17 protein-coding genes are annotated in these 23006 nt (G+C 41.3%); 9 read left to right on the forward strand and 8 right to left on the reverse strand.

Going from position 1 to position 23006, the window contains the following annotated elements:
- Positions 1 to 10 precede the first annotated feature (10 nt).
- From IMPJCBKJ_RS01290 to IMPJCBKJ_RS01300, 3 genes are read left to right on the forward strand one after another with little or no spacing between them, the layout of a single operon-like run.
- Positions 11 to 2326, forward strand: a complete 2316-nt coding sequence (locus IMPJCBKJ_RS01290; RefSeq protein WP_138599373.1) for a carboxypeptidase-like regulatory domain-containing protein — start codon at positions 11 to 13, stop codon at positions 2324 to 2326.
- A 16-nt stretch (positions 2327 to 2342) separates the two neighbouring features.
- Positions 2343 to 4100, forward strand: a complete 1758-nt coding sequence (locus IMPJCBKJ_RS01295; protein WP_166338311.1) for a hypothetical protein — start codon at positions 2343 to 2345, stop codon at positions 4098 to 4100.
- An 11-nt stretch (positions 4101 to 4111) separates the two neighbouring features.
- Positions 4112 to 5305 carry an ectonucleotide pyrophosphatase/phosphodiesterase gene (locus IMPJCBKJ_RS01300; RefSeq protein ID WP_166338313.1) on the forward strand — a complete coding sequence of 398 codons (1194 nt, stop codon included), beginning with the start codon at positions 4112 to 4114 and terminating at the stop codon, positions 5303 to 5305.
- A 177-nt stretch (positions 5306 to 5482) separates the two neighbouring features.
- Here IMPJCBKJ_RS01300 and IMPJCBKJ_RS01305 read toward each other — a convergent pair whose 3' ends face one another.
- On the reverse strand, positions 5483 to 6019 hold the full coding sequence (locus IMPJCBKJ_RS01305; RefSeq protein WP_166338315.1) for a hypothetical protein: 537 nt from the start codon (positions 6017 to 6019) through the stop codon (positions 5483 to 5485).
- A 195-nt stretch (positions 6020 to 6214) separates the two neighbouring features.
- Here IMPJCBKJ_RS01305 and IMPJCBKJ_RS01310 point away from each other — a divergent pair, with 195 nt between their 5' ends.
- On the forward strand, positions 6215 to 7171 hold the full coding sequence (locus IMPJCBKJ_RS01310) for a RimK family alpha-L-glutamate ligase (RefSeq protein WP_166338317.1): 957 nt from the start codon (positions 6215 to 6217) through the stop codon (positions 7169 to 7171).
- On the opposite strand, the gene IMPJCBKJ_RS01315 is transcribed toward IMPJCBKJ_RS01310, so the two are convergent.
- The 4 genes from IMPJCBKJ_RS01315 to IMPJCBKJ_RS01330 are packed head-to-tail and all read right to left on the reverse strand — an operon-like array spanning position 7168 to position 11068.
- Positions 7168 to 8490: an ATP-binding protein gene (locus IMPJCBKJ_RS01315; protein ID WP_138599368.1), complete on the reverse strand. Its 1323-nt coding sequence runs from the start codon at positions 8488 to 8490 to the stop codon at positions 7168 to 7170. The two genes, IMPJCBKJ_RS01310 and IMPJCBKJ_RS01315, sit on opposite strands and share 4 nt — an antisense overlap.
- Positions 8490 to 9173: a response regulator transcription factor gene (locus IMPJCBKJ_RS01320; protein WP_138599367.1), complete on the reverse strand. Its 684-nt coding sequence runs from the start codon at positions 9171 to 9173 to the stop codon at positions 8490 to 8492. The genes IMPJCBKJ_RS01315 and IMPJCBKJ_RS01320 overlap by 1 nt, the downstream gene beginning before the upstream one ends.
- Positions 9173 to 9706, reverse strand: a complete 534-nt coding sequence (locus tag IMPJCBKJ_RS01325; protein WP_054553439.1) for a hypothetical protein — start codon at positions 9704 to 9706, stop codon at positions 9173 to 9175. The genes IMPJCBKJ_RS01320 and IMPJCBKJ_RS01325 overlap by 1 nt, the downstream gene beginning before the upstream one ends.
- Positions 9707 to 9763: 57 nt before the next feature.
- On the reverse strand, positions 9764 to 11068 hold the full coding sequence (locus IMPJCBKJ_RS01330) for a DUF5666 domain-containing protein (protein WP_138619794.1): 1305 nt from the start codon (positions 11066 to 11068) through the stop codon (positions 9764 to 9766).
- A gap of 209 nt (positions 11069 to 11277) precedes the next feature.
- Here IMPJCBKJ_RS01330 and IMPJCBKJ_RS01335 point away from each other — a divergent pair, with 209 nt between their 5' ends.
- Positions 11278 to 12426 (forward strand): benzoate/H(+) symporter BenE family transporter, encoded by a 1149-nt coding sequence (locus IMPJCBKJ_RS01335; protein ID WP_054553441.1) that lies wholly within the window; start codon positions 11278 to 11280, stop codon positions 12424 to 12426.
- A 60-nt stretch (positions 12427 to 12486) separates the two neighbouring features.
- Here IMPJCBKJ_RS01335 and hemH read toward each other — a convergent pair whose 3' ends face one another.
- Both hemH and IMPJCBKJ_RS01345 read right to left on the reverse strand, forming a co-directional pair.
- Positions 12487 to 13509, reverse strand: a complete 1023-nt coding sequence (gene hemH, locus IMPJCBKJ_RS01340) for a ferrochelatase (RefSeq protein WP_054553442.1) — start codon at positions 13507 to 13509, stop codon at positions 12487 to 12489.
- 78 nt (positions 13510 to 13587) lie between these two features.
- Entirely contained in the window at positions 13588 to 14895 is a 1308-nt protein-coding gene (locus IMPJCBKJ_RS01345) for an HD domain-containing phosphohydrolase (protein WP_138599364.1), read from the reverse strand.
- A 95-nt stretch (positions 14896 to 14990) separates the two neighbouring features.
- On the opposite strand from IMPJCBKJ_RS01345, the gene IMPJCBKJ_RS01350 reads away from it, so the two are divergent.
- From IMPJCBKJ_RS01350 to IMPJCBKJ_RS01360, 3 genes are all read left to right on the forward strand, one after another.
- Positions 14991 to 15938: an ATP-binding protein gene (locus IMPJCBKJ_RS01350; protein ID WP_054553444.1), complete on the forward strand. Its 948-nt coding sequence runs from the start codon at positions 14991 to 14993 to the stop codon at positions 15936 to 15938.
- Between the two features lie 80 nt (positions 15939 to 16018).
- Entirely contained in the window at positions 16019 to 16669 is a 651-nt protein-coding gene (locus IMPJCBKJ_RS01355) for a UPF0149 family protein (protein WP_054553445.1), read from the forward strand.
- 313 nt (positions 16670 to 16982) lie between these two features.
- Entirely contained in the window at positions 16983 to 19526 is a 2544-nt protein-coding gene (locus IMPJCBKJ_RS01360) for a TonB-dependent receptor (RefSeq protein ID WP_166338319.1), read from the forward strand.
- Between the two features lie 956 nt (positions 19527 to 20482).
- On the opposite strand, the gene IMPJCBKJ_RS01365 is transcribed toward IMPJCBKJ_RS01360, so the two are convergent.
- Positions 20483 to 22360: a monovalent cation:proton antiporter-2 (CPA2) family protein gene (locus tag IMPJCBKJ_RS01365; RefSeq protein ID WP_166338321.1), complete on the reverse strand. Its 1878-nt coding sequence runs from the start codon at positions 22358 to 22360 to the stop codon at positions 20483 to 20485.
- A 234-nt stretch (positions 22361 to 22594) separates the two neighbouring features.
- On the opposite strand from IMPJCBKJ_RS01365, the gene arfA reads away from it, so the two are divergent.
- Positions 22595 to 22786: an alternative ribosome rescue factor ArfA gene (gene arfA, locus IMPJCBKJ_RS01370; RefSeq protein WP_054553449.1), complete on the forward strand. Its 192-nt coding sequence runs from the start codon at positions 22595 to 22597 to the stop codon at positions 22784 to 22786.
- The last annotated feature ends 220 nt before the right edge of the window (positions 22787 to 23006 follow it).

Below are 23006 nucleotides of genomic sequence, written 5' to 3' on the forward strand. Positions count from 1 at the left end.
GAACAATACTATGACTGATTTAATAAAGCCGTTTTGGTGGCGCTGCTTGCTACTTGTTTTAGCTACTTTATATTTATTACCCGAAGCAATTTTTAATGCCCAATTAGTGTCATTAGTGGGGTTAGGCACTCCTTCAGCAGAAGATCTTGAACACCTTGAAATTTATGGCCGAGCAGTGTCTGGAGTAGGTGTTGCGCTGCTGTTAGCTGACTTTTTACCTAAAGCCATGGTTGCTAAAGTTGGCCGCGGACTTATCTCGTTTATCGCTTTACTGTGTTTAGTTTGGCCTGTGGTGTTTTTTGGCCAGAAGTATGTAATTGAAAAGACCTTGATTGAGCCCTCTACAGCAGAGCAACGCCAGTTTGCTACGTACAGTGCAGCACTGCGTGATGCTCTAGCAATTAACTCGATTAAAGTGAATGATCTCGATTATAACCCTGAGCAATTACATAGTTCAGAGAACTTAACCTTTTTGGCGCTATTTGGTGGCTTACTGTATAGCGATGCCGCACTTTCAGATAATTTAGAGCAAGATAAACGTAAGATCATCGCTGCTTTTGTGCAGAAGAAAGCGTATCAAGATTTTGATAAACATTATAAAAACTACAGCCAGCTATATGATGAGCTGGTGGTTAAATACAAAGCCTATGCTGATGGCAGTAAAAAGTATAACAACACTTTGGCTGGTATAGGTGAACGAGAACAAGGTTATTGGCAGCAAGTTGAGCAAGAGATCAACAGTGGCTGGAGCAAGTATCAGCAAGCACAAAAAGCCCACATTGCCAAAGCATCGGCACGAGCGCAAAAGTATGGCCCTAAGATTTATGATTACCATCACAGTATCGCTAAATGCCGTGAGCGTTATGATAAGAGCAGCGAAAAAGATCGCCGTAATCGCTGCTATGAGCGCGAAGCAGCAGACTACCGAAGCACTATTTTAAAAGCCGGTATTGGCTATATAGAGCCTGATTACTGGCTGATCGAAGAAGAAATCTCGGCTGCAGAAAATGCCGCAGGCACTATTTTGATGGGGGTGCTCACTGGCGGTGTTTATACAGCTCTGCAAGCGGCAAGTTTAGCAACCGGTGGCGATGGTGGTCTTAAGGATAAACGCTACAAATACACCGATGATCCCGATCATTATCAACTGCGTTTTTTACAGCATCCGAACTTTCATAAGATGTTTGTTAGCGAGACAGGTTACCCGTTTACGGTTGAAAACTTAGTGGCGTTTCGTACTCACGAAACAACGCAAAACAAGCTTAGAGCACACTTTGCTAGTAAAGGTTTACAACTTGAAAGCAATTGGAATGTGAATCAACGCCAAGCGTTTGCTAATGCAGTCGCAACCAAAGTTACCAACGAAGCGAATGCACAATGGCAAAGCGAAATGCGTAAACGTGGCATGAGCTTAGAGCCAAACTTAAGCTGGGTTGCGTTTCAGTTACACCCGCAAATTCAAGCTAAAATTGCCGACAGAATGGGCGATTTATATGTGAAAAACATTCGCGCCGATTGGAACAAAAAGAACTTTAAAGACAAGGTATTAGATCCAAACATTGCAAAACGCACCGACAAATACCTAGCTATGCTTAATAGTTCAGAAGGTAAATTTGCAGATGGTGGCGAGTATGCTGAGTACGGTAAACAAGCATTGCGTTCGGTGATTATTCCGCCTATTTCGATGTCGTTGTCACTGTTTTTGATTTGCTTAACCTTTAGCAAGCTGCCGTTAAAACTATGGCAATTGATTAAACCTCAGCAAGAAAAGCAACCAACCACTGCTGTATCTGTTTTGCAAAAGCTGATTATGCCAGCGCTGATTTTGATAGTGCCAGTAATGTTTGTGCATAACACCTTTACTGAAGACGACCAAAGCCCTGTTAACTACTTTTTAGACAAGGTCGATGAATCGAGCAATCCGGTGTTTAGTTATGCGATTCGTTGGACTTTGCATGCGCAGCCTTTGCTGCACCCTCTAGGCTTAGAATTTGAAGAAAAACTGCATATTTACGAGAGTTTTAGTCCAGTGAGCCATGCTTTAGCTAAGGTTGATATTTTGCGTCATGGCGATGCCAACTTAAGTGCAGAACAACAGCAGCGCAGACAATACATGGTTGAGCAAAAAACTAAGTTAACAATCTCCACGAATGCGGCGAATGCCACAATTCGTATCATGAATATCGGCCCGAAGTATCGTCCTGGCATGACGTTAAAAACGGGTGCTTATGATATTCAAGTATCGGCGCCTGGATATAAAACGTATCGACGTTGGCACCAAGTTGATGCTGGTGAACAAACATTAACCATTGATTTAAGCAAGTAATTAGCAAGGAATGAAAATGCAACATTGCCAAAATACGGTGTATGCCACCGACCTCCACTGTTGTGATTGTGGAGAAGCACTTGAGCAAAAAAGACACATGCACACGGTTGAGGAACTCAACCCTGATTTACTGGTTGATGTAAAAAACTATGCGCCACAAGCGGGTACGATCACAGGTGTTGTGAAGTCAATGTATTACTATAAGCGCCGCTATAAAACCAATAACGACAACATGTTATATGGTTATTGGTGGCTAGAAGTAGAAGACAAAGACGGCATTATTCATGAGTTTAGTGTTGATGCAGAAAAAGATGTAATTGCTAACCTACAAAAGGGTAATGTGATCACTGCTTTTCAGGAAACACCGTTAACGCTTAATTATCGCATTGCTGATGGCAATGCTAGGCGGGTAGTTAAAAATGACCGTTTTATGCCAGTTGTGATTGTGCATTTTGCCGATCAACAATATCGCAGCTGGGACAAAACCATTAGCCGAAACTACACTGGTGGAACGATATTGTGGCTGGTGCTAAGTGTTATTACATTCTTAATCATGTTGTTCGCTGCAAAGCTTGAGTTTTTGCCTGCGCTACTTGCGTCATTGCCTGTGGCAATTGGGGTGTTTATGGCAGAGCAAAACTACCATAAAAAAGCAAAAGCCAAGCAAGAAGCAAAGTATGATGCGATTTTAGCGGCAACAGATGTGATGCTATCGACCACCCTAAATCAATTGGGTTATAACATGCTGGCAAGAACGCCGAGTAAGTCAGATGTTATTTGTATCTCGTGTCAGCAGCGTATCAGCCAAGATGCGGCACATTGCTATTGCTGTGGTGCTAAGCAACATGTTGAAGCGATTGCTGCAAACGAACAGTCGCTTGCAAAAGATGATGAGCAAGCTATTAGCATTCAAAAAGCGTTAGAGCCAACTATAACCAAACCAACTAGTATCGCTGAGCTTGAGCATGCCATTATGGATGAATATAGTCTTGCGTATGAAAACGATTACGTGCATAAAAATGTTTGGGCACGTAACGAAAAAGGCACTATTCGTCATCGTGCTGTGCTTGGTAAAGTATTAGAAAAAGAGCAAAGCGCACATGCCAATGAAACACGTGAAACAGTAACCACCACTGAAACAACAACCACCTATCGAGGTGGCATGTATGTGGGTAGCGATGTAAAAGAGCGCGTAGAGGTATATCGCAATCGTAGCACGACTTTAAAAGGCGAAATTATGCTTGAAACGGCCACAGGTGAGCCGTTTGTTTTTAAAGCCGGTGAAGATTTATTGGGCTCAGTTGATATCGGCGATTGGGTGTATTACGCCTACAGCAGTGTAGACACAAAGCGTTATTATAAGTATTACCGAGAGTATGCGGTTAATGTGAGTAAAGACATTGCCTATGGCAACACATCAGTACGTAGCTTTGGTATGGTACATGGTTTTAACCGTATGGTACTGCTTGGCCTTACGTCAATAGGGCTAGCGTGGTACTTTGATGCTCAAGATTTTTACCCGTTGATAAATACACTCGTACCAGAGGCCGGGATTGATTTACTCAATAATTACCCGCAAGTGGTCGAACATTTAGATGGGCTTCCGGTTGCTGTGTTTATTGTATTAAGTGTGGTTACAGGCGTTTGGGGCTTTATTTATAGCCTAATAAACGGCTCACGTTTAAAGCGTAGTGTGAAAAAGCTTGAGAGCATGATCACAAAATTTTCAAAACAGTTTGGTAACGTTTCTGAGCAAATTAAAAAATTGAACTAAAAGGGTTTCGCATGCGTATTTGGCAATTAGTTTTAGCGGGTATATTAATGTTTAGCTCGGCTGTAAAAGCGGAGCAAGAGCAATCTGTGGTCCTTATTTCGATAGATGGCTTTCGTTGGGATTATATTGAAAAACACCATGCAAAACACTTAAAAGCAATCAGTGAGCAGGGCGTACGAGCTAGCAAAATGCGTCCTGTTTACCCGACCAAAACCTTCCCGAATCATTTGTCGATTATTACCGGCTTGTTGCCGGTTAATCATGGCATTGTCGAGAACCGCTTTTGTGATACTGAGCGCAACGACTGTTACAAAATGGGGAAAGGGAAAGATGATAGCACTTGGGTGAGTGGTATTCCGCTTTGGAACCTAGCGCAAATGCAGGGCTTAAAAGCCGCAACCTATTTTTGGCCTGAATCAGATGCGCGCTTTAACGGTATGTTGCCTGATTACTTTTATCATTATTCAAAACACAGTGATTACCAAAAGCGTGTTGATCAAATTATTCAGTGGTTGAGCTTACCAAAAGCGCAGCGTCCACGTTTGGTTATAAGCTACTTTTCGCTGGTGGATAGCATGGGGCATGAGTTTGGCCCAGATGCCAAAGAGACTTATGACGCAGTGCAAAAGCTCGATAGTTTAATGGCTGATTTATCGAGCCGTTTAAAAGCGCTTGATGAAAACATTAACTTGGTGATTGTGTCTGATCACGGAATGACCTCTGTTGATCCAAGCCTTAGCATTAAAATTGATAGCTTGCCGCAAGATGAAAACTTCATAGTGCAAAACACTGGCCCTCGGGTTTTATATTATGCAAAACCAGATAGCAAAGCAGACATCAACGGGTTCAGCAAAAAGCTTGCTAAAGCCGCAGATGGTCGTTACGTCGTGCTAAGCGAGCAGCAAAAGCGTGATTATCACTATAATAAAGGCCCGCGCGTTGGCGATATTATTTTACAAACCGACGCACCTCGTGTGTTTACCGACAGTAAAATGGCTGGTTACCTAGGCACTCATGGTTACGCTTACAGCGAAGATATGGCCGCAACCTTTATCGCCACTGGCCCCGCCTTTAAACAAGGCCTTCGTTTAGACGAAGTAAGTAATTTAGATGTGTACCCGCTGATCGCCAAAATTCTAGGCCTTGAGATTTTAAGCCCAATCGACAGCGACGGTGAAAGTTTGTGGCCGGCTATGAAGCAGTAAGCTTTGAGTTAGTTTGTGCCAGCACATTACTAAGGCTAAATACGATACCGTAGGCGTGAAATTTATTTCGCGCGAAACAAGTTTCACGCCTACGAATTAATACATTAGGCACTGGGCGCTAGGATTTAGGTTCTTGGACGCGATGTCAAATCGCAGCTACAGACTCACACTCGTTACCTACAACTTCGTTACCCACCCGTACTCACCATGGCTTTGAAACTTGTAGCTTTGATTACCGGCATCAAATTGGCCTTGTAGAGTGTTTTCTGTGAGGGTCATCACGGCTTGATGGCCTGCTTTAGTTTGATCATTGACCTTGCCAAACACACTTCTATCGCCATTGCTGGCTTCAATAATGTTACTAATTTCGACGGTGTAACTGAGGTATTCGTCGATCACTAAAATAAAGTGATCGCCGGGTTGTATGGTTTTTAGGGTGTCTAAATCAAATTCGCTGAATGCGGTGTTTGCTAATTGGTCAGGCAAACGGCCTTGTTTATATAGATAATCGTGCGCATGATTAGATAGCTGATTAAGCGGCGCAGTTAAGTTCACAATGGGCTGTGGGGCTATTTGGTCGGCCTGCGCTTTGTAAGAGGCAACAAACTGCTGTGTGCTTGGTTTTGTTTTAAAACCATCACTTTGAATGTGCCATTCATTCAGTGCAAATGCTGTAAGTGGCAGAATGAAGATTAATGCAAGCGTCCTGTTCACATGTTTCTCTTACGGGTTTTTATGTTAACTCATTGTTAGTTTTTACCTTAAGTTAACAACCCGGTCAATGGTTAATCACTAAGTAGTGGTTTTTATTATCGTGTCGATAAAATTAATTTGTTTTACTCGGCTTTGAATGCTCAGCATAATCCGCGTTTTTTTGTCACCGAAACTCAAAGACCAGAGGTACCAAGCATGCGCGGGTGGATCATTTATAAAGATAGCCAAGGCTTGTTAAAACAAGAAACCTATGAAGTAGAACGTTTACTTGCTGCAGCCGAAGAAGAGGGCATAGATTTACAAGTTTATTCGCCTGATCAATTTGACCTGACTATTACCCGTGAAGACGGTAAAAGTATTTTAATTGATGGTAAGTCAGTTGAGCTCCCCGATTTTGTTATCCCTCGCATGGGGGCAAGTACAACTTATTTTGCGCTAGCGATTATTCGCCACCTTGAACGTTTAGGTGTGTATTGTGTTAACAGTTCGCAATCCATCGAAACAGTAAAAGACAAATTATTTGCACAGCAAATTCTTGCAGAGTGTAATTTACCAACGCCAAATACCATGTTGGTTAAATTTCCGGTGAATATTGATTTGGTTGAAAAGCAAATTGGCTTTCCTGTGGTTATTAAAACCTTATCGGGCTCGCAGGGCAGTGGCGTATTCTTATCAAAATCAAAAGAAGAGTTTGATGACTTAATGCAGCTGATTGAGGCTGCAAATCCACAAGCAAACATCATTTTACAGCAGTTTGTTAAGTCCAGTCATGGCCGTGATTTGCGAGTACTTACTATCGGTGGTCGTGCTGTTGCATGTATGGAACGTAACTCACAGGGTAAAAACTTTAAAGCCAATGTTAGTGCAGGTGGCACAGGTAAGTCATTTCCTATTACGCCAGAAATCGAATGGCTTGCAACCCAAACAGCGAACGTACTCAACCTTGATGTAGCAGGCATCGATTTATTGTTTGATGAGCAGCACTTTAAAATTTGTGAAGCAAACTCAAGCCCTGGCTTTGAAGGCTTAGAAGGTGCGTTAGGTATTGATGTAGCCAAAGAGATTTTGCACTTTATTCGCATTCGTTTAGGTATTTTTGATAAACCCACAAAACCAGTAGTGCAAGAAAAAGCAGCTGAGAGCGCAGCTTAATCTTCGGTTATTTTTGCACAAAAGCCATTTTCTGAACTTAGAAATAAGTTGAGTGAATGGCGGTTGCAAATTGCTTGTACGGTTGCAAGGCCTAAACCAAACCCTTCTTTTTGACGCGCCGGATCGCTGCGATAAAAGCGTTTTGTGAGCTGTTGTAAATCATGTTCGTTGACACCCTTACCATTGTCGACAACTGATATACTTTTTTCAGCAATTATTATTTTAATCGTTGCGCCCTTACCAGCGTACTTTATAGCATTTTCGACTAGGTTAAAAATTGCTTGAAACAACAGGTTTCGATCACCGCTTAATTGCCAAGGTGAAGAAATAGCGACATCAATTGATTGACCGTTTTGTTCGGCACTGGGTTGTAGAATTTCACTAATATCATTGGCAAGTTGACTACTATCAATTGTTTCGAGCTGTAGCGGAAACTGTCCATGTTCTAAACGTGTGAGCTTTAGCATGGCGTCAAAGGTGTTAATGATACTATTGAGCTGTTCAAGCTCGTAGCCCATTTCTGGCAGCTTTTGTAAACGCTGCTCTAAATTAAGTTTTAATCGTGTCAGTGGGGTTTTTAGATCATGAGCGATATTATCGGTAATTCCCTGTACCAAAGCGAAATTTTCCTCTACTGCATCGAGCATTGTATTGATGTGAGCTGCTAAACGATCAAATTCATCACCTTTATCTTTATGGGATAAACGCGCGCTTAAGTTGCCATTTTGGACTTGTTCGGCTGTTGCATTGAAGTAGTTTACACGACGCAAGTGTCGACGAGAAAATAGGTAACCAAACAAGCCTGTTAACGCTATTGCTAAGATAAAAGTCCAACTAGCGATTGATTTGAAATCGATGATTAAACGTTGTAAATGCTCTGTGGCAGTGGCGAGCACGATATTGCCATAAACGGTTTTAACTTTGCCTGTTGTGAGTAGGCGTATTTGACCTCGTCCGGTATCAAGAACAGGAAAAACAACTGTTTCAGGGAGTGAGGGGATATTATCGGGTAAAAAGCTTAGCTGCTGGCTTTGTTCATAATCACTCTGCCAAAAAATTAAAATATCACCTTCGCTTCTGAAAACATCCAGCTGTTGAAAAAAGCTTTGCTTGTCAAATTCGGAGGCGAGCGCTTCGATACGTGTTTTTTCGGCATCAAGGCGCCGTTCAACTTGACGGCTTTGCTCGCCAAGTAACAGTTGGTAGATTAAAGTAATCGCAAGTAATAAAGTAACAGCGGTAATTGCTGCAAAGGCCAATGTTAAACGCCAAACTGAGCTTTTTCTTGGGTCGAACAAACGTAGGTTATTTTCGTACATTAACTCTCACTAGCTTTTAAGCGGTAGCCGACACCGCGAACTGTTTCGATTTCTAATTGCGCGGACGCTTCTGTGAGCTTTTTACGAAGCCTCGCAATATGCACGTCAATAACGTTGGTGCCAGGATCAAAATGATATTCCCATACCGATTCAAACAATAAGGTGCGGGTGACTAATTTGTCTTGGTGATCTAATAAATACCTAAGCAATTTAAATTCTTTGGGCTGTAAATTAACAGTTTTAGTGTTTACTTCAACTCGTTGATTACTGTAGTCGAGCGTTAAATTGGCAAGACTAATTTTAGTGCTCAGTGGGGCATGAAAGGTATGCCGTTTTATTAAGTTTTCGACTCGAATAGCTAATTCAGAAAAAGAGAAGGGTTTTGTTAGATAATCATCACCGCCGGCTTTTAAACCTGTCACTCTGTCGTCTACTTTATCTAGCGCAGATAGTATCAATACAGGCGTTGTTTTGCCGGTTGCTCTTAATGCTAACAATACCTGTAAACCATCAAGCTTAGGAAGCATACGATCTAGAATAATCGCGTCGTAATGTTCACACGTCGCTAGCATAAGCCCTTGTTGACCATCTTCTGCGCAATCTAATGTGTAGCCTTGCTCAATAAAAGCCTTGTATAAAAACTCGCGATTTTGCTGGTCGTCTTCAACTAATAATAGTTTCATTAATTGCCCCAACGAAGCAAAGGTAAGTTCTTACCCGTCTCAAGATCAATCGCTTTTTTGTGACGCCCTTTGCTGGTTACGAATGTGGCGACCATGTATGTGATACCCATGTCTTGCTCTAATTGGGCTTCAATTAGGTAGTGTGTTGGCTCACTATCTAGTTGAGTTACTAAACCATGTAATGTGTAACCTTTACGGCTCATCAAATTAGCAGCTGCTATTTCTTCTTGTTCATCAAGCTCCGGAGCTTCATATTCAAGCTCTATTACCTTTCCCGCACTGTCTAAAAGTAATTCGATAAATCGTTGTTTTTTAGCTTCATATAAAGTGACTTCGAATACGCTTTGACCATTTTCAATTTCCAGCTCAAACTCAACAATAACGGCATTTTTCGCATAGTGCTGTTCTATGTTATATAAAACTTCAGTCGGGGCGGGGGCTGTGCTTGAATCTAGCATATTAAAAATGGCTGAACTTGCAGCAAAAGCAAGGCCAGAAATTAAGCACAGGCAAGTTAAAACTAGTTTTTTCATAATATTTCGACATTAGTTTGGCAGCACGTTTAGTGCTGCCATTGTTGTATTTTGTTGTTAATCATCAAGCTTACATGCACGTACGATGTTATCTTGTACCCACTGGCATTCTAGATCAACATATTGTTCTGTAAAACTCGCTAAGCTGTTATCTTCACTGATGTAGCCGAATAAACTAGCCTGTTGCGATTCAGTTACTGTTACTATGCCTTTTAATTCAAGAGGTTCATTGCTGTTATCACGTTCGATTTCACTGACAATATAGCTCTGTCCATCAATAAGACCTTCAAGCTCTAACCATTCACCTGAAAGAGTATCTGCTGTTAACCCATCTTCAAAAACGGTTCTATTTGTGATTTTCAAGCTGATGCCATTGATAATAATGTTGCCATTGCTGTAATTGGCAAAGCCAGAAACACTAAAATTACTGCTTAAATTAGGCGAAGTGTGGCTTTTCTCCAGATCTATTTCGTGGGCTAAAAACCAATTATTAGCTTGCTGCCAGATGGCATCTACTTCTATCGTATCTCCTATGGTTAATGTAGCGCGAGTGGTATCTTCAAATTTAGTTTGATCGGTAATACTCACTTGCCATTGATTGTTCAGGGTAACCAAGGAAGCGTCATTGTTGATGAAGGTAATTGTACCAAAAAGCGCTGTATCTAGATCGTCATCAGCTGTAAAGTTATGTTCAGCGTCAACCTCTTGTGCCATTAATAAGTTACCTTCTAAGCGGCCCTCTACTTCAACGAATTGATTGTTTTCTAATGCGCCGTCGATGTCTGCCTGTTGATATTGAACAGTTAAATCACCTAGTTTAAAAGTATAAGAGGCAGTGTTTAGATCTGTTATGAAACCTTCGAGTTCTAATTCTGCGCTGTTAGATAATGGTTGTTGGTAGGTAACCGTGAATTCACTATGGCTATTGTTATAACCGCTTAATTCAACCAGGCTACCATTTGAAAGGTTTTCGGTGTTTAAATTATTTAACTTGAAGCCCGCAATTGTAGCGCCTTGTTCATTGATACTAACAGGCCCTTTAAAACTTGGATCATAATCAATCTGAGTTGCTTCTTTACCATTTGTTTCAACTTCAACCATCATACCCACTTTTAGATCGCTGATTAATGCGTGGTTGTCATCCACCTCAATGTCAGCATTATTTGTGGCTATTTGATGTTGGTTAACTGTAATACTGTTACTTGATATCGCACTTACCTCACCGACTAATAAGCTTGGCAAAGTGAGAGTATTTTGTACTGGTTCCTCACTCTTACTACTACTGCCACAGCCTGAAAGTAGTGCACTGATTGTTGCTAACGAAATAATAGATAGGCGATTTTGATTGATTAGTTTTGTCATGATTGGTCCTTAAATTAGTCAGTGTTTGCAGTTTAACTAAGTAAGGATTGCTTGAAGGTGGAGAGAAAATTAAATTTTGTTAATGTTTGGCATTGCAGTAAATGCCTCTTCTGTATAGTAAATTAACCTTAAAATACTACAAAAGTGTACAGTGCCATCTGGCAAATCATAGGATATGGTAGATTTTTAATTGCAAGGAGTGTGTGTACATGAGTCAGCTCATCAGTCGAGCAACTGCGGGGTTAGTGGCCGTTATTATTGGTTTTACTAGCTCAATTGCACTTATTTATCAGGTCGTTATGGTGTTAGGTGGCACACCTGATTTGGTTGCTAGCTGGGTATTAATGCTTGGTCTTGCTATGGGCGTCAGCTCAATTGCGTTGTCTTACTACTACAAGGTGCCTATTCTTATCGCGTGGTCAACAACCGGAGCGGCACTCCTTATTTCAAGTGCCCAAGGCTATAGCTTAAATCAAGCTGTTGGCGCGTTTATGTTCTCCGCTGCGCTGGTGTTTTTGTCTGGCATTACTGGCGTGTTCGAAAAAATGATGAATAAGATCCCAAGTCAACTGGCCTGTGCAATGCTTGCAGGCGTGTTGGTGAATTTTGGTATTGATGTGTTCAACTTTATGAACGAGCTGCCTTTAGTGATTGGGTTAATGGTGGCTGTTTATTTATGTGGAAAACGTTACTTTCCACGCTTTGCTATGCTCGCAGTGGTTGTGGCGGGATTTTTAATAGCAGGTGTAACTGGGCAAATTGATACCTCTAGCTGGCAGTGGAAAATGAGCGAGTTTGCTTACATTGCACCTGAGTTTGATTTAAACGCCATGATAAGTGTTGGTTTACCGCTGTTTATTGTGACTATGACGTCGCAAAACTTACCGGGTATTGCTGTATTAAAAGCGCATCACTATAAAGCCCCTGTGTCGGCAGCGTTAAATGTAACCGGGCTATTAAATGTATTTATTGCACCATTTGGTGGCTATGCCATTAATCTAGCGGCTATCACCGCTGCCATTTGTATGAGCCCTGAGGCTGATAAAGATCCAAGAAAACGTTATTGGGCAAGCATTGCTGGTGGGGTGTTTTACATTATTATGGCGCTCCTCGCGGCAACCTTGGTTGGTTTGGTAGCAAGCTTGCCACAGGCATTGATTTTGGCGTTGGCGGGTATCGCACTATTTGCCACTATTGCCAGTAGCTTACAGCAAGCTTTAACTGAGGCGTATTATACCGAAGCCGCTATCGTGACCTTTTTGGTCACAGCGTCTAATCTAACTTTGTTCTCGGTTGGTTCTGCATTTTGGGGAATTGTTGCAGGTACGGTGACCTTGGTTATGACACGCAAAGATTAGTGACACGCTTCAATAATAAAAAAGGCCCTAGTTACTGTATATAATAGCTAGGGCCTTTTGTTATTTAAGTAGTGGTTTTATCACTTCAAACATTGCATTGATATGGTCATCGCGGGTATTCAATGCAGGAATGTAGCGGTACTTTTCACCGCCTGCATGCTCAAAGTTTTCGCGGTTTTCGCCTTCGAGTTCTTCTAGTGTCTCTAAACAGTCGGCACTAAACGCAGGGCTTAAAATTGCAACGTCTTTAATGCCTTCAGCAGGGTAGCTTTCAAGGGTTGCGTCTGTGTATGGCTTCAACCATTCAGCTTTACCAAAACGGCTTTGAAAGGTTGTTACAGCAAAGTCTTTTTCAAAGCCAAGTTTCTCAGCCACTAAACGGGTGGTTTGCATACAAAAACAGTAGTAAGGGTCGCCGTTTTCTAAAAACAGTTTAGGTGTACCATGGTACGAAAACACCAACTTTTGTGGCGTGCCATGGGCATTTAGATCTTCGCTAATGCTAGCGGCTAGAGCATCAATGTAAGTCGGGTTGTCGTGATAACCATTAATAAAATGCAGCTCTGGCACCCAGCGCCACTTGCGAAGCACATTTGATACTGCATCAAATGTTGAGCCAATGGTCGTGCTTGAATATTGTGGGTACATAGGCAGCACAATCACGCGAGTGATACCTTTTTCGCGCAGCTCTTCAAGGCCTGCTTCAATTGAAGGGTTACCGTAGCGCATGGCCATAACTACTTCGGTGTCGTGGTGTCCTTTGTCTTTTAAAAGGGCTGCTAACTTTTTGCTTTGCTCTCGGGTAATATGAGTAAGCGGTGAGCCGTTTTCAGTCCAGATACTTTTATAAAGTGCTGCTGAACGTTTTGGGCGTAACGTAAGTACAAAGCAATAAAGGATGATCATCCAAATGAAACGCGGGATCTCGACAATTCGTGGGTCTGATAAAAACTCGCGTAAGTATGTTCTAAGTGCCGCGGTAGTAGGGGCGTCTGGGCTCCCTAAGTTGGTCAGTAAAATGCCCGTTTTTTTGTTGAATCGGCCGTCGTGCGGCTTATCGGTAATGGCGGAAAATCGCGACACTGAGTGCTCCTGTATGAAGTAATCGTAATATAAATCACATTGTAACGAAGTAAGCTGACTATGTGATCACTTTATTCGCTAATTTTTGATCATGATCCTGAAAGGGTTCGGTTTTTTCGATTCTAGTTGTTGCAGTTTATTAATCGATTTAGGGCCAAATACATGCCCTTTTGGCAACAGTAAAATACCGTCGTAATTTCTGAGCGCGTGACCAAGCACCATGCCATTTTTAAGGTTTTGTGCTGAAAGAATTTTCATAGTGCCAACATTTTGAACACTCGCACAGTTAATTTCTAAGCTATTAAATATTTCTAAAATTTTTGGGTGATAGTATGTTCCGCTATAGAGCTGTAATTGATCGCGAGCCCTTTCAAAATTACTACTCTCTGAGCTTGAAAGTTGTGCAACGGCTTGCCAAAAATCACGGGCTACAGCTAATATCATCGCGGCTTTTGGAATCTCATTCCCTTTTAACCCTTTCGGTTTTCCTGTCCCATTATAGTGTTCAAATTGGTAATAAATTGCTTCAGATACGTCACTTAAGTGAGGCGCAGGCATGAGCATTAATTGTGCTGTACTTGGGTGCGTATAAAATAGTTTTCGTTGTGTTTCAGTGAGTTCTTTAGTTGGTTTTTTATAAAGCTCTGGCTCCATTGCAAGTAGACCTATTTGTGATAAGTATCCTGCCATTTCTGTCATTTCTATAAGTTGATTGTCTAGACCAAGGCGCGTGGCTAGTTGTTTACAGGTAGCAGCAATATTTTGAGCTTGTGTTCCATCTAGGTAAGGGTTGGCATTTATAAAGTTATATAAAATCTCAAAAGTAGCGCGATGCTCATGCTTCTCTCGTTCATTTACTGTTTCAAGTTGTTTTAATACTTTACGGATTTGTTGTGTGCGCTTTTCTACCATTTGCTCAAGGTTGTTGTTTAGCTCTTTTAGTTGGCTGTTTTGCGCTTTAATTTTTTGCTCTAACTGTTGATTCTGGCGTTTCAAAGATGTTTTTTCTATCGCATCATTTATATTGCTTAGTAGTAATTCGTTTTGCCATGGTTTTTGTATGTAAGTATGAATTTTACCGATATTGACTGCAGCAATCGTGTTTTCTATATCTGAGTAACCGGTTAGCAAAATGCGCTGTGGTTCAGGAGCAATGGTGAGTGCCTGTGCGAAAAACTCAGCCCCATTCATGCTTGGCATACGCATGTCGCAGATAATTACATCAAAACTATAATTAGCTAGAGTTTTAAGTCCATCTTTGGGATCTGAGCAGGCTTTTACGGTGATATTGTTAGCTGATAATAACCGCAAAAGAGTTCGCAGCACTATTTCATCATCATCAATGCATAAAACCTGAATATGTTGTTTGCTAATTTGCTCTGCCATGCCATTTTACTATGAATCATCGTTAATCAATAACATAGCCTTAAATTAAGCCTTGTGCTAGGTTTTAAAAGAGACAAACACAGTTTGAGATTAAAATGGATGATTTTAAACAAGCATATTTATTAGAGAAAGCGGCCAGAGAAGAGGCCGAACAATTGCTTGCCGATAAAAGCCGGATTCTGGTAGCTGTTAATAGTGAGCTTGAACAAAAAGTTGCTGATTTAGAGCATCATCAAGCTATGTTTATTCAAGCTGAAAAAATGGCAACTTTAGGCACATTGTGTGCTGGAGTCGCACATGAAATTAATAACCCGCTTGCTTATAGTATGAGTAACCTTGATAGTTTGAAAAGCTACTGTGGTTTCTTCAGCAAGCTACTGAAATTATGCAGCGAGTTTAGTGAAAATCACATAGACAAAGAGGCTTTTCATCAACAGCTGGTGGATCTAAACCAAGTACACTCTTTTGCGTTTGTTGCTGATGATTTACCTGATTTAATTGATGATACAGAACAAGGTTTGCAACGGATTAGTAAAATAGTGTCGAACTTGTTGAATTTTTCTCGCCCTAAAAGTCAGGATATGCAGTTTGCTGATATGACAGATGCAGTGACAAGTGCGGTGAAACTTCTTACTAATCAATTAAGAAATTGTCATTTGCAATCGCAATATAGCCCAATATCCCAAAGCTGGTGTAATCTAGCTGCTATTAGCCAAGTAATTGTTAATCTTTTAATTAATGCTAAACAAGCTTGCGATAATCAAGACTCTCAAACAAAAATTACTATCAATGTTTATGAGCTAGAGCAACACATATATATCGACATTGAAGATAATGGCATTGGTATGTCAGCAGAGACCATCGCTAAAATATATGATCCTTTTTTCACTACTAAACCAGTAGGAGAAGGTACCGGCATGGGTATGACGATGGTGTATGCTATTGTGCATGAACATAAAGGTCGAATTGATATTCAAAGCTCGCAAGGAATTGGCACAAGAATGAGTTGCGTATTTCCTGTTTTGAGTCAGGTAACTAGTTGACAATATTTCAGTTGTTGCAAAAATTTGTGGATTCGCTAGTGTAGAACTAAACCCATTTAAAATTATTGAAAAGGCACGTTATGCTCAATCAACAAAGTTCAGATGTTTTTAACAACTATCTCGCCAGTCAAAGTACAACGAATCAAGTGAGTTTGGATCAAGTGCTTGGCTATATGTCTGGTTTGTTAGCCTGTTCAGAGTTTTTTGGAGAGTCAGAGCTTGCCAATTACATTGCTGATAATGATGAAGCGGTATTCAACACCTTAATGACGGATTCTGAGCCACGCGATGCAATGATTGAGCTGCTCGATAATGTGACCGAGGCACAAGTTGAACAAAAGAAGATTTTAGCCGAATTATATCCAAATGAAGTAAACAGCAATGAGCCAAGCCAAGCACTGCAAGATTTTTGTAGTGGCTATATTGCAGCTTATATCGTGAATCAAGAAATTTGGCACAGCGATTTACAATTTTTACTGCAAGCGGATGGTCAACAAGAAAATGAAAGCGAAGATGGTCAATTGTTTATTGATAATTTTGAAGCAACTCTCGATTTGCTTACCACCTTTGCAATGTGGGATCAGGCGCTAGCAAACCACCCTGAACCAGATAAACTAGGCGAAGGGTTTGTGACCTTCTTTAACGCACTAGACGAGAGTTTATCTGAAATTGCCACTATGGCGTTAATGCTTGAAGATGAAAAGCTGGCGATGTTGGAACAAGATAAGTAAATACTCCTCACCTCAGTAGAGATAAGCTGATAGTTGCATTATTTTGCTTATTTCTGCTGTAAAGTGAATAATTCCCACCACTGAAACTCTATTAATACTATAAATAGAAATATTTATACCTAAGTCGTACCTCTTTTTTCTTTCATTTTGTGGATTTGTTGATAGGATGTTTTGTAAAGGTTAACTCGCAGGCTTGAGTTAGCTTTCAAACTTGTGATTTTAAAATCAATAATACGTGCTTAGTGCTTTTCTAAATTTCTCCAAAAGGGGCGTCTTTTGTTTTAAGGAAAGCCAGAATATCAACAGGATACACATGACAACACATTCTTTAAGTATGCTGGCCGTTGCGGTCAGTGTGGCTGTTTCTGCGACTTCAGTGCAGGCAGCTGAGCAAGCACCTGCTGCCAAAGCAGATAAAAACATCGAACAAATCTCTGTATTAGGCTCACGGGTTGCTAACCGTACGGCTACCGAATCAACATCACCCGTTGATTTAATTGATGCAGATGACCTAAACAAAGGTGGTTTTACTGAGCTCGGCCAAAGTCTGCAAGCGACGGCTCCTTCATTTAACTTTTCACGCACGCAAGTGTCAGATGGCTCTGACTTATTTAGACCAGCGACTCTTCGTGGTTTACAGCCTGACCAAACGTTAGTGCTTATCAATGGTAAGCGCCGTCATAACCAATCTATTTTTGGCTTAAATGGTACTGTAGGTGCCGGTGCTGCAGGTACCGATATGAACGCGATTCCGCTTACCGCTTTAAAAGGCGTTGAAGTACTTCGTGATGGTGCTGCGGCGCAATATGGCTCAGATGCGATTGCTGGTGTTATCAACTTATCGTTAAACGATTCAACTGGTGTAACAACGGGCTATGTGCAAGCGGGTAGTACAGGTGAAGGCGATGGTGACACTATTTCAATGGGTTTAAACCGGGGTTTTGATTTAGGTGATGAAGGCGGCTTCATTAACTTTTCTTTAGAATACCGTGATGCTGATGGCACCAACCGCGCCCAGCGTGATACTGGTGGCTCAGTTGATGTACCAGCAGGTACGCTATCTGACGAAATTCGTTGGGGACAGGGTAATGCTGATAGCGAATTTACCTCTGTGTTTTATAACATGGCGTTACCATTTGGTGAGACTGAGCTTTACTCATTTGGTGGATACTCAAACCGTACTGCGCTAGGTAATGGTTTTTATCGTAATTTTGACCAAGCGGCGAAGAACGTGGTGCAAGTATACGGCGATGGTTTTTTACCTCGCATCGATAACGAAGCCGAAGATATTTCGTTTTCACTTGGTTTACGCGGTGAGTTAAATACAGATTGGAGCTATGACGTATCTGCCGTATATGGTGAAAACAGTTATGATTTTACGTCAAAAAACACCCTAAATGCGTCGTATGCTGCTGAATATGTTGCGAATAACCCTGATGCAAGCGATGCTGATATTGTTGCAAATGCAGGCCCTAATGGTGGCTACTCAGGTGGCTTTAGGTTTGATCAAACAACAGTAAATGCAGACCTGAATGGTATTGTTGATATTGGCCGTAGTGAGCCTTTATATGTATCAGTGGGAGCTGAATACCGTAAAGAGAATTATGAAATCGTGCCGGGCGAAGAAGCGTCTTATGCGTGTGGTTTAGCTAATTCAGATACTTCATTCCCAGCGGTAAACGACAGCAGCGTATTTGCTGAGTGTGGTTTCCAAGCTTATAACGGTTTACGCCCTGAAGCGTCAAATAAAGAGAGTCGTCACAGCTATGCATTTTATGTGAATGCCGAAACGTTGATCACGGATGCATGGCAAGTAAGTACAGCGCTTCGTTATGAAGACTTCTCTGATGCCGGTGATGACATCATTGGTAAGCTAGCTACGCGCTATGAAATTACCGATGACTTTGCCGTGCGTGGTGCGATTTCGTCTGGCTTTAGAGCGCCATCATTGCAACAAAGTGCGTACACTGCTTACACTACAAACCTAGGTGCTGGTGGTGTGTTATTGCAGTCATTCACAGCAACTGCGGGCTCTGATTTCCCATCAGCACTTGGCGTTGATAGTCTAGGCCTTGAAAGCTCTGAAAACTTAAGTGCAGGTTTTGTTTATAACGTAACCAGCGATTTATCATTAACTGTTGATTTTTATCATGTAGAGATCAAAGACAGAATTACCCTTGGCAGCTTAATGTCGGCGGACGATGTGGCATTTAGTGCCGAGGCTGTGGCTGCGCTTAATGCAACAGGGGCACAGCAAGCCAACTACTTCTCAAACTCAGTTGATTCAACCACTAAAGGGGTTGATATTATTGCTTCGTACCGCACCGATTTATACGACGGTAATTTCTCAGCAACTTTCGCGGGTAACATTAACGAAACTGAAATTGATGATGTAAATGCACCTGAGGGTATTCCTGAATCAATTGCCCTTGATGATTTACAACGTAGTTTCTTAACAGACGGTCAACCAGGTGAGCGTGCAACGCTAACGTTTGAATACGATCGTGGCGATTTCAACAGCATGCTACGCTTTAACTACTATGGTGAAACAGACGTTAAATACTTTGGTAATGACCACATTGGTTTGCCTGATGAGTTATCACCTACCGGTGAATTTAAAGACACAAGTACGGTAGAATCGGCGGTATTAGTGGATGTTAATGTGGGCTATCGGCTAACTGACGAACTCATGCTATCGGCGGGTATTGATAATATCTTTGATGTAACGCCAGACGAACTAGGCGAAGATGAAGCGCTTGATTTTATTACAAATAAAGCATTCAAATACCCTGTTCGTGCACTACCTTATGGTTTTGATGGTATGACCTACTACGCAAAATTAAGTTTTAGTTTTTAATTCCTAAGTTGATATGAAACTTAAATAGCGCCTAACGGCGCTATTTTTTTGCTTAATTGTAGTATCCGACATTTGTCTTTAATTAGAGAGTTGCAAGGGGAAAGTTTGCGAGTTTCGAGATACTAGATGCGAGTCTGTAGCAGCGATTTCATATCGCGTTTTATTTCGCTTTTTTGAGTTTTCATCTGCATTTAAGCACTCTAGAATCTATTTAGTAGAATGCTTCCAAATAACAAAATCCAACCTGCAACTATAATTGTGTAGTAGACAGTCGAATTAATTATTGGCTCTAAAGTGAAGCGTGGTGAAAATAATTTTTTTACCGGTTTAAAGAATAGCTTTGGGTTTAAGCTACCCGCTAAAATTATAAGTGAAATTGCTAGACAACTAATGAACTCTAACCAGTCTAGGCCTTGTAATATAAGCGAATAAACACCGACAGTTAAATTAATAATTGCTGCCAATCCGAACAAAATTGATAGCAGCTTTTCCTTTTTATTAAGCCTTTCCATGCTGTAATACTCCTTATTACATTATTTAATATCTTCACATTCAGGTAAGTTACGAGAAACGAACTTGTAGCTGCGATTTTAATCTCGCACCTTATAATTAGCATCCATCACCAATGTCGCGGCATAAAGCCGCTGCTACGTAGGCGTTATGCTTGCATGGCGCGCGAAATAAATTTCACGCCTACGTCTAGTCGTTTTACATAGGTGTGGTGTTTGAGAGTTCATGGCTGAAGCCATTCCTACGAACGACATCAAATTTGTAGCAGCGATTTCATATCGCGTTTTATCCTATTCAATGCGCAGCCTCTTTGAGAGTTTTTGTTTTCTCTGTGTACCGCGAAGCGCCTTTTTGTTGTCTGTGGTTAAAATTATTTTCACAAAGAGAAGTTAATGAGAAGAAAAAGAGGAAGTGAAAACACCTCCTCCATAATTGTAATATTTTTGCTATTTCGAACCATTAACCACTCGGTCGCAAATCTCGCGCATTTGTTGTTTTATTTCGGGTTCTTTTTCATCGAATATCTTGTTGATCCGCTCGATATAGGCATGGTTTTCTTCGAATGGCACGCCGATTTCGTAGACATCGGCGGCTTCGCGTAGCATTTCTTTATCGAACTCACTGAAAATATCGACCATCTCTTGGGCTTTCTCTTGCTCAATACCGAGTGCTTCAAAAGCTGAGCGGCCCATACGCATGGTACTGTCGTATGTTTCGCGAATAATATCTCGACAGCCGTAAGCCCATAAATCGTATACATGATGGCGGTCTACAGCGCGGGCAACTACATGTAAATGCGGGTAATTTTGCATCGCATAGCGAACTAATTTAGTGATTTGTTCGGCATCATCAAGCGCAACAACCAGCAGTTTTGCATCTTCAATGCCTGCAGCACTGAGTAAGTCTGGTCGAGTTGCATCACCAAAGAAATTACGAATACCAACACGCTCTAAGGCTTCGAGTTGCTTGTAGTTGTAATCAATCACAGTCGTTTTATAGCCGCCAGCTTGTAAAATACGGTCAACCAGCCCACCCATTCTGCCTGAGCCTGCAATGATCACATGGCTATCATCGGGAAACTCGTCTGTTTCTTTTCCTGCTTGCTCACAAATGAAACGGGGTGCTATCACACGCTGATAAAGGATATATAACCCAGGTGAAAGTAGCATGGATAAAGTAACAACCAGTAAAAGTTGGTCGGCGATGTTGTCTGCCAATACATTATTAGAGACACTGTAAGCAAGTAGTACAAAACCAAACTCACCAGCTTGAGCAAGCCCCAGTGCTAGCAACCAGAGTGCGGCGCCTCTAAGACCAAAAATACGACCTAAAATAAGCAGTACAGCTGTTTTTGTTACAATCAATGCACTGGTTAAGAGCACAATGGTAGCTAGGTTATCTGCGAGTAATTGAAAATTGATACTAGCGCCAACGGTGATAAAGAATAATCCTAGCAACAGCCCTTTAAAGGGATCGATATTACTTTCGAGTTCGTGTTTATAAGGTGAATTTGCAAGCACAACACCCGCTAAAAAAGTACCAAGTGCAGGTGATAAGCCTACTAACGACATCATCAAAGCGATACCAATAACAAAGAATAGGGCTGTTGCAGTAAATAATTCGCGAAGCCGTGCTTGTGCTACAAATCTAAAAATGGGTGCGGTTAAGTAGTTACCACCAAAAACAACGAGCGCTATCATACCTAAAGTAACCAGCGCTGCTTGCCAGCTCTCAAGACCCGCCACCAAGCTTAAACTAGCATGAGTGTCTTCACTTGTATGGGCTGTATCTGCAATGGCTGGCGCTAATTCAGGTAAAGCAAGCAAGGGAATAAACGCAAGCATAGGAATAACGGCTATGTCTTGAGTAAGTAATACGCTAAATGAGGCTTGACCACCATCTGACTTTAATAGCCCGCGCTCTGAAAGCGTTTGCAGCACAATCGCGGTCGATGAAAGTGATAAAATTAAGCCTATTGTAAGTGCTGTTTGCCAAGCATGACCAAATGCTAAACCAATACCCGTAAAGGCGGCAGCTGATAAAACCACCTGTCCGCCACCAAGTCCAATAAGCTGTTTTCGCATTGACCAAAGCGCTTTGGGTTCAAGCTCTAAGCCAACAATGAACAGCATCATTACCACACCAAATTCAGCAAAATGCTGGATGGCAATCACATCAACATTTAAAAATGTCAGTGTTGGCCCAATAACAATACCAGCGAGTAAGTAGCCAAGTACTGAGCCTAACCCCAGTTTGCTGGCAATAGGCACGGCAATAATGCCTGCAATAAGGAAAATATAGGCGATTAAGAGAAAGTCAGTCATCGTAATCCTGTTTGTTTTTAATTAACTATGGATGGTTTCGCTAGTTTTGCCAGTAGTTAGGTAGTGAATGCAATCAAAAAGCGAATTTAGTCAGTAAAATGACAACAAGGAATGGTGTTTAGTCAAAACGAGTAAGACAAAATAAGGGGTAAAAAATCATCGTTTTTTTATTAAAAATACTTGCGTAGCGCTAGGCTAGGTATATACTCGCAGCACGTTTAATAGGAGTAAAAAATGAGCAAAAAGAAACAACGCGCGCAAGGCCAAGTTGATACTGGTCGTGGTGTAATCAACGACAATGTGTACGCCGCAATGGTGACATCTAAGCTGTTCACAGCAAAAGTAGAGAAACCTAAAAAAGGTAAAGGTGCATATCAACGTAAGGCTAAACATGCAGGACGAGAGTCCTATTTAATCGCTGCTTAATTAAGTTGTGATCAAATAGGATTTTTGTGAAAAGCAAACACTGAGTGTTTGCTTTTTTTATGACTAAAATTCGTGTTAAGAATAAATTTCACCCAATTTTAATAGAAATTTTTACCTAAAAACTAATTTATTCGTTATATACCCAGAATCGATACGGTAATTATTTTTGTTTTACCTCACATAACCACTGACTATTTTGTGCGCAAACCAGATAAACCGT

It is taken from the genome of Pseudoalteromonas sp. MB47, from assembly GCF_011319765.1.
Lineage (GTDB): Bacteria > Pseudomonadota > Gammaproteobacteria > Enterobacterales > Alteromonadaceae > Pseudoalteromonas > Pseudoalteromonas simplex.

Coding starts and splice junctions, on each gene's coding strand:
- IMPJCBKJ_RS01290 (WP_138599373.1), top strand. CDS start 11: ATGACTGATTTAATAAAGCCGTTTTGGTGGCGCTGCTTGCTACTTGTT.
- IMPJCBKJ_RS01295 (WP_166338311.1), top strand. CDS start 2,343: ATGCAACATTGCCAAAATACGGTGTATGCCACCGACCTCCACTGTTGT.
- IMPJCBKJ_RS01300 (WP_166338313.1), top strand. CDS start 4,112: ATGCGTATTTGGCAATTAGTTTTAGCGGGTATATTAATGTTTAGCTCG.
- IMPJCBKJ_RS01310 (WP_166338317.1), top strand. CDS start 6,215: ATGCGCGGGTGGATCATTTATAAAGATAGCCAAGGCTTGTTAAAACAA.
- IMPJCBKJ_RS01315 (WP_138599368.1), bottom strand. CDS start 8,490: ATGTACGAAAATAACCTACGTTTGTTCGACCCAAGAAAAAGCTCAGTT.
- IMPJCBKJ_RS01320 (WP_138599367.1), bottom strand. CDS start 9,173: ATGAAACTATTATTAGTTGAAGACGACCAGCAAAATCGCGAGTTTTTA.
- IMPJCBKJ_RS01325 (WP_054553439.1), bottom strand. CDS start 9,706: ATGAAAAAACTAGTTTTAACTTGCCTGTGCTTAATTTCTGGCCTTGCT.
- IMPJCBKJ_RS01330 (WP_138619794.1), bottom strand. CDS start 11,068: ATGACAAAACTAATCAATCAAAATCGCCTATCTATTATTTCGTTAGCA.
- IMPJCBKJ_RS01335 (WP_054553441.1), top strand. CDS start 11,278: ATGAGTCAGCTCATCAGTCGAGCAACTGCGGGGTTAGTGGCCGTTATT.
- IMPJCBKJ_RS01345 (WP_138599364.1), bottom strand. CDS start 14,895: ATGGCAGAGCAAATTAGCAAACAACATATTCAGGTTTTATGCATTGAT.
- IMPJCBKJ_RS01350 (WP_054553444.1), top strand. CDS start 14,991: ATGGATGATTTTAAACAAGCATATTTATTAGAGAAAGCGGCCAGAGAA.
- IMPJCBKJ_RS01355 (WP_054553445.1), top strand. CDS start 16,019: ATGCTCAATCAACAAAGTTCAGATGTTTTTAACAACTATCTCGCCAGT.
- IMPJCBKJ_RS01360 (WP_166338319.1), top strand. CDS start 16,983: ATGACAACACATTCTTTAAGTATGCTGGCCGTTGCGGTCAGTGTGGCT.
- IMPJCBKJ_RS01365 (WP_166338321.1), bottom strand. CDS start 22,360: ATGACTGACTTTCTCTTAATCGCCTATATTTTCCTTATTGCAGGCATT.
- arfA (WP_054553449.1), top strand. CDS start 22,595: ATGAGCAAAAAGAAACAACGCGCGCAAGGCCAAGTTGATACTGGTCGT.